Annotated in this window: 8 protein-coding genes; 5 read left to right on the forward strand and 3 right to left on the reverse strand. The window is 31.6% G+C overall.

What is annotated here, in order from left to right; translation table 11 throughout:
* From V5J73_RS09750 to V5J73_RS09765, 4 genes are all read left to right on the forward strand, one after another.
* Window positions 1-609, forward strand: a complete 609-nt coding sequence (locus V5J73_RS09750; RefSeq protein ID WP_338645473.1) for an HPP family protein — start codon at window positions 1-3, stop codon at window positions 607-609.
* Window positions 610-813: 204 nt separating this feature from the next.
* Window positions 814-1,353, forward strand: coding sequence for an IS1096 element passenger TnpR family protein (locus V5J73_RS09755; protein ID WP_338645475.1), 540 nt, complete (start codon window positions 814-816; stop codon window positions 1,351-1,353).
* Window positions 1,354-1,444: 91 nt separating this feature from the next.
* Window positions 1,445-2,503 (forward strand): nucleoid-associated protein, encoded by a 1,059-nt coding sequence (locus V5J73_RS09760; protein ID WP_338645477.1) that lies wholly within the window; start codon window positions 1,445-1,447, stop codon window positions 2,501-2,503.
* Between the two features lie 662 nt (window positions 2,504-3,165).
* A complete protein-coding gene (locus V5J73_RS09765; RefSeq protein WP_338645479.1) occupies window positions 3,166-5,535 on the forward strand; it encodes a GAF domain-containing protein in 2,370 nt (789 codons plus the stop codon).
* On the opposite strand, the gene V5J73_RS09770 is transcribed toward V5J73_RS09765, so the two are convergent.
* Window positions 5,532-6,716: a Pycsar system effector family protein gene (locus V5J73_RS09770; RefSeq protein ID WP_338645481.1), complete on the reverse strand. Its 1,185-nt coding sequence runs from the start codon at window positions 6,714-6,716 to the stop codon at window positions 5,532-5,534. The genes V5J73_RS09765 and V5J73_RS09770 overlap by 4 nt on opposite strands.
* Before the next feature lie 25 nt (window positions 6,717-6,741).
* Here V5J73_RS09770 and V5J73_RS09775 point away from each other — a divergent pair, with 25 nt between their 5' ends.
* Window positions 6,742-10,476 carry a metallophosphoesterase gene (locus V5J73_RS09775; RefSeq protein WP_338645483.1) on the forward strand — a complete coding sequence of 1,245 codons (3,735 nt, stop codon included), beginning with the start codon at window positions 6,742-6,744 and terminating at the stop codon, window positions 10,474-10,476.
* On the opposite strand, the gene V5J73_RS09780 is transcribed toward V5J73_RS09775, so the two are convergent.
* Window positions 10,459-11,337 (reverse strand): hypothetical protein, encoded by an 879-nt coding sequence (locus V5J73_RS09780; protein ID WP_338645485.1) that lies wholly within the window; start codon window positions 11,335-11,337, stop codon window positions 10,459-10,461. The two genes, V5J73_RS09775 and V5J73_RS09780, sit on opposite strands and share 18 nt — an antisense overlap.
* 76 nt (window positions 11,338-11,413) lie before the next feature.
* A complete protein-coding gene (locus V5J73_RS09785) occupies window positions 11,414-12,481 on the reverse strand; it encodes a hypothetical protein (RefSeq protein WP_338645488.1) in 1,068 nt (355 codons plus the stop codon).
* Window positions 12,482-12,579: the final 98 nt, after the last annotated feature.

Below are 12,579 nucleotides of genomic sequence, written 5' to 3' on the forward strand. Positions count from 1 at the left end.
ATGGCAGTTCAAAAAATAAAAAGGAGTTACCGCAAAACCAAATATATTCTCTACAAAGAAACATTGGTTGACTTCAAAGAACATTTCTGGGCATTTCTCGGTTCTTTTATAGGCATTGGAATACTCGCTTATTTGCAATCCCAAACGTTACCACAATCTGATGTTGTTTATTTAATTGGTTCCTTTGGCGCATCCAGTGTGCTAGTTTATGGCGTAATCCAAAGTCCATTGGCGCAACCGAGAAACCTTATTGGAGGACACTTAATTTCTGCAATTATAGGAGTTACCGTGTATCAATTCGTTCCAGATATACTGTGGTTAACTGCTCCACTTTCTGTTTCTCTATCTATCGTTTTTATGCAAATAACGAAAACGCTACATCCTCCAGGCGGGGCAACCGCTCTTATAGCAGTTACTGGTTCAAATGAAATTAAAAATATGGGCTATTGGTATGTACTTTCTCCAGTATTAAGCGGCGTACTAATTTTGCTTGCTGTAGCTTTAGTTTTTAATAATATGACATCAAACAGGTCTTATCCAAATCATAAAAAATACCATAAATTTAGAAAAAGAGTTGCAACCATCTTTAAAAATAAAACTGAAGTCTAAAAAAACAATTAAAATGAAATCCTTCGAATGAAAATTCTAATTCACAACTCTCGTTTTCTATTAAGACCTTGACTTAGATAAACTTCGAATTACCATTATTGATAAATGAATCTATACACAAAAATCTTATCAACAAATCTAAAATCTAAAATCTAAATCTAAAAATTAAATTTTACCTTTGAGCTTTCAATAAAAACAAAGATTATGGTTTATAAATTTAGAGTAATTCTAGACGCGGAAGAAGATGTTTTTAGAGACATTGCAATACTTGAAGACGATACTTTAGAAGATTTGCACAATGCAATTTTCAATTCTTTTGGATTTGACGGAATGGAAGTAGCTTCGTTTTACACTTGCGATGAAACTTGGAATCAAGAAGAAGAAATTTCACTTTTTGATACCGGTGATGTTTTAGGTGAACAAAAAATAATGAGCGATTACCAATTATCTGATATTTTAAACAAGGAAAACACTAAAATCCTCTATGTTTATGATTTCATCAATATGTGGACATTCCTTGTGGAACTCGCTGCTATAGAAGATCAAGTTGCTGGTAATTTATATCCGGAAACTATTTTTTCTCATGGTGAAATGCCAGATGAAGCGATGGAGAAAAACTTTGAATCTGATAATGCAGATGACTACAATGATGAATTTGAAGACGGCTTAGACGAAGATGATTTAGACATGTTTGAAGGTGACGATAGTTTTGAAGACTTTGGATTTGAGGAGAACTGGAATTAAAAAAATTAGAAGATTAAGAATCAAGAGCCAAGATAAAAGACCTTTTTTAACTGTCTTTCATCTTGGTTCTTTTATCTAAAAAACATACAAAATGATCAACTTATACAATACACACATTGAAAATTTATCCATTCACAGAGTGGGGAATAAAAGTAGAAACGAAGCGATTTTTTTATCAGAGCAACCTTTTAATCTGAATGATGAAATTGTGCCTTTGATGAAAGAATTTTTCTTTAAACCTTTTAGAGAAAAAGAAGAAAACTATTTTCAGTTTGCCCATGAAATTGATTTGGATTACAATGATATGTTCAAATTTGCAACGGAAGTTTTTGATAATCCAAGTACAATTCATGACGTTTCTAAAAAAATCACCTCACACTTATTTGAGCAGTCGAATCACCCGCACATCAAGAATGGTGAGGTGTATGTTACCTATTTAACCAATGTAAGTATTGATAATAATGTCGTGGATGCTATAGGGATTTTCAAAAGTGAAATTCAAGCAGACTTTTTGCAGTTTGAAGAAAAAGCTTCGCATTTAGAGATGATTTTGCAACATGGTGTGAGTTTGAATAAACTAGACAAAGGATGTATTATCTTTAATTATAAAAAAGAAGAAGGTTACAAAATCCTAACTGTTGACAGCAATCGTTATGATGCCAGATATTGGTTGGAACATTTCTTATCTGTAGATGCTTTTGAAGATGAAAACTTTATCACTAAAAAGTATTTAAAATTCTGTCAAAACTTTGCTAAAGATGTAGTTTTCCCTGCCGAGGACAAAAAAGAAGAGGTGATGTTTATGAACCGCTCCGTAAATTATTTTGCGAAAAATGATCAGTTCGAGGAAACAAATTTCTTAAACGAAGTATTAGACAATCCCGACTTAATTCCTGAGTTTAAGAACTATAAAGTTGACAAAGGAGAGAAATATAGTATTGAAGATGTCACGTCATTTCCTATTGCAAATGCAGCAGTTTCTGATGCTCGAAAATCAATCAAAAACGTAATCAATTTAGATACGCACATCCAAATTAAAATGGATTTCATCAATCCTGAAAGTGCAGAAAAATTTGTAGAAAAAGGTTGGGATGAAGAAAAACAGATGTATTATTACTTGGTTTATTTTAATAAAGAAGAAAAAAGTTAGTAAGTAATTTTTATCGTTATAAATTTTAATCCTCAACTGCTTAAGTAGTTGAGGATTTTTTTTGCTCTCCCATTTTTTTATGTGGGGTGACAAATTTTTCCTTCGTTTAATTTATAAGAATTTTATTGTTTTTATTAAATTAAAATGCTTTTAATCGATTTTATTTTGTATTTAAACGACAATTAATTAAGTTTAATCCCCTTTTAACCCCAAATCTAAATGACCAAATAGTATGAATGCAATCCAAATCATAGAAAAATTTCTAAGTAAAAAGATTCTATGCACTCTATTTGGTCATAAAATAATTACTACTAGAAATGTAACAAATCATTTCAAGGAATTTAAATGCACTGTTTGTCAACTCGAATTAACAAACGATGAAAAAGGTAGAAAAACATATCTTACACCTGAACTAAAAGAAATAAATGAAACACTCTTAGGTTTCTATAATAAAAGGATTCATTCTGTATAAAAGTAATAGCTATTAAAACATAATGCCATTTCTATCGCATAATTAGCCTGTTTTTTTTAAGGACGAATCAGATTCACTATTATAAAAAATTCATTAATACGATTTAATCCTATTAATTCTAAAAAAGAGCCAAAAATGTGACTATCCAATTTCGTTTATTAGTAATTTTGTATTCTAAATAAACTATCAGATGGATTATCATTTGTTTAAAGAAAGCCCGTTCAAAACGCTTATATCATTTCATAAACTCATTGAAGCTTTAGAGGAAATCGAAGACAGTACTATCGATTATCGATCGAATTATGCCAAGGCTTTATTGAAAGAAATCGAACCTTTTCCTGAGTTCAGAACTGGAATCGAGAATTTGAATTTAATTCCTGAAAACGAAACACTGATACAGTACCTATTAGCTGATCTTTTCCCTACAGCCCTAACAAAAAATGAAATTAAAGCGGTAACAATTCCGTTTCAAAACTTCACGTTTAATTATAGTGAAAGATTCAAAAAAATACTCCTAAATGCTGGAACAACATTTGACATGACCATTAGGGATTTTGATCAAAATCAATTTTACATCATGAATTGTCTTTTGATTCTAAATACCTTTTATAATCAGCATTTTGATTTCAACAAACCTTTATTTTATGATATTCCAGATGAAAATGGTGTAATGAAACATTATAGGATTCTATACAATGCTGATTTTATGGAAATCATCCCCACGGATAAATCAATAACCTTAACTAATGAAGATATTGATTTATTAATGGACAATTATGATAATATTGAGCTCTGGAAAGAAAAATTTCCTTCTGAAAGTTGGATTTTAAAAGGCTTTGGAATTGTATCCTTATTTGATGCTTCCATAGAGAGTGCCGTTTCAAACTTGAAAAGCAATCTCTTGAAATCAAAAACGGACACTACTGGAAATGGTGGTGATTTTGAAACTATTTTCCGTTCTATTTTTAAAATAGCTAATTTAAAAGTAGGTTTCATTATTTACAATGAAGAAGAAGAAAAGTTTGTAAAACCTCCATATGATGATAAAAAAATAGACAGTTTTATTCTGCATGATATCCAAGAAGTAGACTGTAAAAATGCACTTTTTGGTTGTTCATTAGAAAATATTTTGGAACAAAATAAACCTTTTGTAATTTCAAATGTTGAGAAATTTGCCAAAATTGAAGGAAATGAAAAACTAGGAGCACATTTTTTAAAACTAAATATTAAAAGCTGTATTCTCGCCCCAGTAATAAAAAACGATAAGCTATTAGGTATTATTGAATTGGTTTCGGGAGAATCAAGAGAACTTAACAGCATTAATGCAAACAAACTTGATTTGATTTTGCCCTATTTGGTAGACACATTAGAGCGCTATAATAATGATATGCGACACCAAATTGAAGCTATCATACAAAGAGAATATACCGCCATTCACCCAAGTGTGTATTGGAAATTTAGAAGAGAAGCGCTTAAATATTTTCAAACTAATAATCCGAATAAAGATTATATTTTCAAGGAAATTGTATTCAAGGAAGTATATCCTTTATATGGGCAAATAGACATTAAAGGCTCTTCAAGTCACAGAAATGAAACGGTGAAAGAAGATTTAAAAAATCAACTCGAATCACTTATTGAAATTTTTGAAAATCAGAATTCAAATACGAATTTGGTTTTATTAGAACAACGAAAATTTGAATTACAATCGTTTTCTAACCAGTTGGAATTTCCATTGAAAGCGGATACCGAGCAACAAATTCAGCTTTATATTGAAAATGAAATTCATCCAATTTTAAGAAATACCAAAACGGACGCTACCGGAGAAACTTTGGAAAAAAAATATTTTGAAAGTTTGGATGAAAAAACAGGCATGTTTTATCATTCGAGAAAGAAATTTGACAATGCCATGTCAATCATTAATAAAAAACTCGCTTCTATTCTCGATAAAAAACAAGCGGAAGCACAAAACATATACCCCCATTATTATGAACGCTTTAAAACTGATGGTGTAGAACACAATCTTTATATTGGATCTTCAATTGCTCCATCAAAACCTTTTGACACGTTGTATCTTCATAATTTGAGATTATGGCAATTGCAAACGCTTTGCGAAATGGAGCTAGAACACCATCAACTCAAATCTACGTTGCCTTATGAACTTGATGTAACATCATTGATTTTGGTGTTTAGTTCTGCTATTTCAATCCGATTTAGAATGGATGAAAAACGTTTTGATGTTGACGGAACTTATAATGCGCGTTATGAAGTAGTCAAAAAACGCATCGACAAAGCAAATATCAAGGGAACCCAAGAGAGAATTACCGAAAAAGAAAAAATCACAATAGTCTATTCCCATAATAATGAGGAAACAGAATATTTGAATTATATCAAGTTTTTACAATTTAAAAAAGTATTAGAACCAACGATCGAACAATTTGAAGTGGAAGAATTACAAGGAGTTTCCGGTTTGAGAGCCATTAGGGTAAAAGTGATTAACGACACTAAAGAACAAAATCCAAAAAACTATTCTTACCAGGATCTATTGGATGAATTGAATTAAGAACCAACCATTTTAAAAGCAATTACAAAAGCAATTACTGAAATTATAATTCCTAGCATGAAAAAATTATAGGCAATTCTTAATAAACGGTATTTTTTCTCGAGAACTAATCCTAGAAAATATAAATCCTTAATCATCGAATTATAAAGATACTCTCTGTCTTTCATCATTTCATTCATTGCCCATTGGTATTCATCCAAAGGCATTTTATAGAAGTTCCCGAAGAAAAGTAAATTTACTTTTTTATTTTCAATATCTTGTCGAGTAAAAACGCCTTTTGTGACTTTTGGTCGTGTGGAAAGTATGGCAAAAATAATAGTAATCACACTAGACATCAGCATTATAAAAGTAGGCACCATGAGATGAACATTTTTTGGACTGTCTAATTTTGGAATCAATGTAGAAAGCGCAATAGAAATAATAATAGCGTTTACGGAGAGTAAAATATTGGCTTTACTATCAGCAATACCGCTTAAACTAGTATGATTATTTAACGTTACCCTAAATAAAGTATCAACAGCTCGCTCTGGTTTGTCTTCTTTTTCTCTTTTTTTATATTCTTTTTCAGCTTCGTTGTTTGCTTTTATGCTCATTTTTTTTATTTTTTTTTGCAACCGTTTTATATTTTTCTCCTTTAAAGGCTGCCAATTTGCCAAAGCATAATCTGTATAAAACCGATGAATGTTCGTTAAAAAATTATAATTTTCTAAAGCCCAATCTTTATCTGTAAACGATTTCCCTTCTACGTTTTTCCATTCATTTCTTAAACCTTCACAACTAAAAATGTAATCATCACTCAAAATATGGTAATAATCTGCATCTTTTATTATTTTTTCAGAAAGGGTTTGGGGAACACATTGCTTTTCAGTCACTTTAATTAATCCGGCCACTTTCTCAATATAATCATCAGATTTTCCCATTTTTGTTAAAAAATCAGAGGCTATAACAATGCTTGAAGCTTCATGATTATTACAATGCTGTATATATCCCGTATCATGAAACCAAGCGGCGATAAGTAAAATTTCTTTTTCAGAAGCACTACTATTTTCGTTGTCAGCAAGAGTATTTACGGCAGCTACTACTTCTAGAGTATGGTTAAAATTATGATAGGTATATGAATTAGAAAGTTTATCTTTGAGTAATTTACTAACAAAATTTTCGGATTGTTCTATAAGATTCATAAAGAAATTTTTACACTACTAAATTATGAAATTGTTTTCGGATAATTGTTTTATTACTTCGAATAAAGTAGCATTAATGTTATTTGTTTCGGCCTTGATTTTTCAATCGTGTGCTACTCACCACGCACAATTTGGTAAAAAAACCAAGAATCCGGTAGTTGTAAACGGTATAGATAGCTCAAAAATTGTGCATACTTTTTATTTAATTGGCGATGCTGGAAATGCCAATGAAGAAAAAGCGCAACAAACAATTGGTTTACTGAAAGATCAATTAGAAAAAGCAAATAAAAATGCGACACTTTTATTTCTTGGCGACAATATCTATCCAAAAGGATTACCAAATACTGATAAAGCAAATGAGCGAATTATTGCCGAAAGTAAGCTTACCAATCAACTAAAATTATCTAAAAACTTCAAAGGCCAGACTCTTTTTATTCTAGGAAATCACGATTGGTATAGCGGTATAAAAGGTGTAGAACGCCAAGCAAAATTTGTATCGGAATATTTAAACGATAAAAAATCATTCTTACCCCGAAAAGGTTGTGGAATTGACGATATAGAAATCAATAAAAACCTGATTTTAATAACCATAGACAGTCAATGGTTTCTGGAAGACTGGGACAAAAGCCCTACTATAAATGATGATTGTAACATCAAATCAAGAGAAGCTTTTTTTAATGAGTTCGAATCTATTCTGAATAAAAATCAAGAAAAAACAATAATTCTAGCATTGCATCATCCATTAATGAGTAATGGAACACATGGTGGCCAGTTTTCATTAAAAAAACAATTTTTCCCTCTAGAACAAAAAATTCCACTTCCAGTTTTGGGTTCTGTTATTAACCTCATCAGAAAAACATCTGGTATAAGTCCGCAAGACATTCAAAACAAACAATATACATTTTTTACCAAACGCATAAAAGCGCTCTTACAAAGTCAGGATAATGTGATAGTGGTTTCTGGCCATGACCACAATTTACAATACATTGAAAAAGACAATATCAAGCAAATTATAAGTGGTGCCGGATCAAAATCAGAGGCAGCAAAAGCCGTTTACCCAAATGATTTTTCTTATGGTGGCAATGGCTACGCTACATTAAATTTTTATGAAAATGGAGCCGCAAAGGTTTCTTTTTACGGGAAGGAAAACAACAAAGAAAAACTGATTTTCGAACAATTTATAGTGGCTAAAAAAGATGATTTCAGCACCAAAAATTTTCCGACTTCATTTGATAAAACGACCACGGCAACAATCTATTCTACAAAGCAAACCGATAAAAATGCATTTTATAGATTCCTTTTCGGAAAGCATTATCGAAAATATTATAGCTTACCGATAGAAGTAAAAACAACAACGATTGACACTCTTTTTGGTGGTTTAAAACCAAAACGTGCTGGTGGCGGTCACCAATCCAGATCATTACAAATTGTTGACAAAAACGGAAAAGAATATGTAATGCGTGCCTTGAAAAAAAGCGCTTCTCGCTTTCTACAAGCGGTAGCATTTAAAGATCAATTTATTGAAAATGAATTTAAAGACACCTATGCGGAGAATTTTTTACTTGATTTTTACACCACTTCACATCCATATACTCCTTTCGCAATTGGGAATTTAGCCGAAAAAATTGGCGTTTCGCATTCAAATCCTGAATTGTATTATGTTCCTAAACATAAAGCTCTAAAAAATTTCAATACTGATTTTGGGGATGAATTGTACATGGTGGAAGAGCGCCCCACAGATAGCCAAATTGAAGTAAAAAGCTTTGGAAACCCTACCGCAATAATCAGCACCGAAGACCTATTCAAGAATCTTCATAAAGATGAAAAATATAGTATTGATGAAGGTGAATATATCAAAGCACGCTTATTTGATATGCTCATTGGAGATTGGGACAGACATGAAGATCAATGGCGCTGGGGCGAATATAAAGTAGGTAATAAAATAATTTACAAACCCATTCCAAGAGATCGGGATCAGGCCTTTACAAAATATGATGGAGCATTGCTGAAACTAGTGATGAATATGCCTGCATTGCGACACATGCAAACTTTTAATGAGAAAATTAAAAATGTAAAATGGCTCAATCGCGAACCTTATCCTTTAGACCTTGCCTTTCTTAAAACATCTGACGAAAAGGAGTGGCTTAAACAAGCTAAATTCATTCAGGAAAACCTTTCGGATAGTGCTATAGAAAATGCCTTTGATAATCTGCCAAAAGAAGTTCAGGATGTAACTATAGCAGACATAAAACGTAAATTAAAAATACGAAAAACACAATTACAGCACTATGCATCTGACTATTATAGAGTGCTGCAAAAAACAGTTTTAATTGTTGGTACCGATAAAAAAGACAAATTTATAATTCGTCAGGCAACAAAAAACAAGATTGTAATCGAAGTATATCGTTCTAAAAAAGAGGGAGATGAATTGCTCTACACAAAAGATTTTTTTGCCGGAAAAACAAAAAACATTTGGATTTACGGATTAGATGAAGACGATATTTTTGAAGTAAAAGGAAATGCGAAATCAAATATAAACATACGATTAATAGGAGGTCAAAATGAAGATTCTTATACCGTAGAAAACGGAAAAAAGGTAAAAATTCATGATTTTAAATCCAAAACAAATACTTACGCTGTAGATCCAAAAACCAGAGTTCTTTTATCTGATGATTATGAAGCGAGTTTGTATGATTATGAAAAGCCAAAATACAATGCTTTTTCAGGATTACCAAATATTGGTTTTAATCCAGATGACGGAGTGAAAATAGGTTTTATTACCAACTATACCATCAATAAATTCAATCAAAATCCATATACGCAAAAACACATTTTAATAGCAAATTACTTTTTTGCTACAAGTGGATACGAACTGATTTACAATGCCCATTTCCCGAAATCAGTTGGCAAATGGGATTTGGACTTAGAGAGCCAATTTACGAGTCCGAATTTCACTATCAATTATTTTGGTACTGGAAATGAAACCGCAAATAATGATGAAATTTTCGGAATGGATTACAATCGTGTCCGGATCAGAATGTTGAAAGTTTTACCATCCATCAAAAAGGTGGGTAAATATGGTAGTGCAATCCATTTTCAAACTTCATTTGAACAAATTAGCGTGGAGGAAACCAATAATCGATTCATAAACATTCCTGGCATTGTAAATCCTGATATTTTTGATAGCCAACAATTTGCAGGGGCAACATTGAAATATAGTTTTGAAAATTACGATATCCCTTCATTTCCCTCTATGGGAATGGGATTTTCTATTGCTGGAACATGGAAAATGAATTTGAATGAGTCAAAAAGAAATTTTCCATCAGTAGAAACTAAATTGAATTTTAACCATAAAATTGATGCTAATGGAAAAGTAGTTTTGGCAACTATTCTCAAAGCAAAAATGCTATTGAATAACAATTTCGAATTTTATCAAGGAGCAACTTTGGGTGGTGATTATGACTTAAGAGGCTTTAGAAACGAGCGCTTTTTAGGCAATCAATCGTTCTATCAAAGTAGTGATATCCGTTGGAATTTAGGAAAAATTAGAAAGAGCATTTTGCCTATGACTTACGGAATTCTAGGTGGTTTTGATTATGGAAGAGTTTGGCAAAAAGGAGAGAATTCAGACAAATGGCATCAGTCTTTTGGGGGAGGATTATGGCTCAACGGACTAAACGTCATTACTGCAAGAATTACTTATTTTAAAACTGCCACTGAGGAAGCCCGAATTTCTTTTGGATTAGGATTTGGATTTTAATTTTTTGATATTTACCTCATAAACATTCCCTCCTACGCTTTTGGTTTTTTCATCGGCAATAAAAAGCCTGTCGTTATCAATAAAAGACACTGCTTCTTTTTGAGAGAAATGATTTAATTCGAGAGTGCTTTTTATTCCTTTTAAAAAATTATCACCTTCGAAATTTTCGAATAAAAAAACCGTGTCATGGGTTAAAACAGCAACTTTGGTCTCATCAGGACTTATCGTGGCGGCCGTGATTGCGCAATGATTGTAATTGTCACAGGTTTTAAATTCTCCCATCAAAACTGCTTGATGAAAACCGGGTGTGTTTGGAATTTTGTATAAAAAAGCAGTACCGTCAAAACCTTTACTTCGGTTTTTAGTAAAGAGATAGAAATTATTTTTGAATTCGAAAAAACCTTCAACATCATAAAACATTGCTGTTTTTTTTGGAGGAAAATCTTTTTGTTCTGGATATGCAAATGAAACTTTATAAGTAGGCATTGCACTCTCAGTAGCTAAAGACTTTTTATCCATTTTGTAGATACACAAATCCTTTCTTTCATTGTCATTGTTCCCAAAATCTCCAATATAAAGATTTCCTTCTTTGTCTTTTGTAATATCTTCCCAATCGATATTCTCCGTGTTTTCGATGGTAAGCGTTTTTTCAATTGCACCATTTTCAAAATTGAGCCCATAAATTTCATTTGCATTACCGCTGTCTTCTAGTGTCCAAATCAAATTACTAGAGACCAAATAGGTGATTCCCGAAACTTCTTTTAGTTTTTTTGGTAGCGAAAAAACCGTTGTTAAATTTCCTGATTCTTGCTGACAAGATAAAAAGGTGAACGCTGATAAAATGAAAATGTAGTTTCTCATAATTGAAGTAATGTAAATAAATTGTGGGTATTCGTATTGAAAGTTAAATGATTATTTCAGCCACAAATTATAAAGACTAAAATCCGGTGTTAAATAAATTCGTGTTTTTAAAATTTCTTGTAATAAATCCAAAAGCTGCACTCATGATATTACCCATAGATTTGGCTTTTTTAAAATTCAAATCATTGGTATAACGGTACAATTCTAATTGCAATTGTTTCAAATGTTCTTCGGGAGCGATAACATCATCTCCCATAATTTGTAATAATCTTTTAATACGATTTTCGGCTGAATGAATTCTTTTTGCAAGAACCGCTCTTTCTTCATCTTTATATTGCTCAATAGAACTGTTTTGAAGTTTGTCTTTAACCAATTTTACCATAGGATAATTTTCTTTAAAAAATTGAGGACGGTAAACTTTAAAATTCCCTTCATAGCACTGCTGGTCAAAATCGATAGCACGAATTTTATAAACAACATGGTCAAAATCATGTGTAGGAACTATTACATAATTATAGGAACGCATGTCGCCAAGTAATCGTATCATGCAACGTTCATTGAATTTTACAAACTCTTTAGCAATTTGTGCTTTCTCAGTTTCGGTACAATCTGACAAAAGTGTTTTTATAAAAACATCTCCTGGAATTCCCATGATATGTTCCTCTATCAGAGTATCATTATACACTAGAAAATTGATTTTATCTGGAGATAAAATATGCTCTAATTCTAGTCCGTAAATACGGGAAGCATCGGCTTTCTTGATGTAAAAATGAGTATAATTATCATTCAATATGTTTCTGACTTTTATTCGAAAAGGTTTCGAGTTCCCAAAAGTACAGTAATCAATGGAATCCACATTCAAAAATTTTAGAATTCCCAGATTACCATCAGAATGCAATAACGAATAGATTTTTTTTAGCGTTAAATCAATTTCTTGTCTTTCAAATTCAGTATAATAGACTCTAACCCATAAAGTATCCTCTTCATTTTTATCATAAACATTTACAGATCCTGAAAAGCGCAATAAATCATCATAAAAAATAGGCACTTTTGACAGACGATCAAAACGCCCCAAGTATTCCAAAAGTGATTTATTTATTGGATACGATGGTTTTTTAAACAGCATTACTGGCTCACTACTCATTAGAAAAAGAATTTAATACAAAATTACAATAAATTAAGCCGTTGAAGGCTACTCTTTTTTAAATATATACTTTCAACATAAGTCTAGTTACAAGCATT

It is taken from the genome of Flavobacterium sp. KS-LB2 (genome assembly GCF_036895565.1).
Classification (GTDB): Bacteria; Bacteroidota; Bacteroidia; order Flavobacteriales; family Flavobacteriaceae; genus Flavobacterium.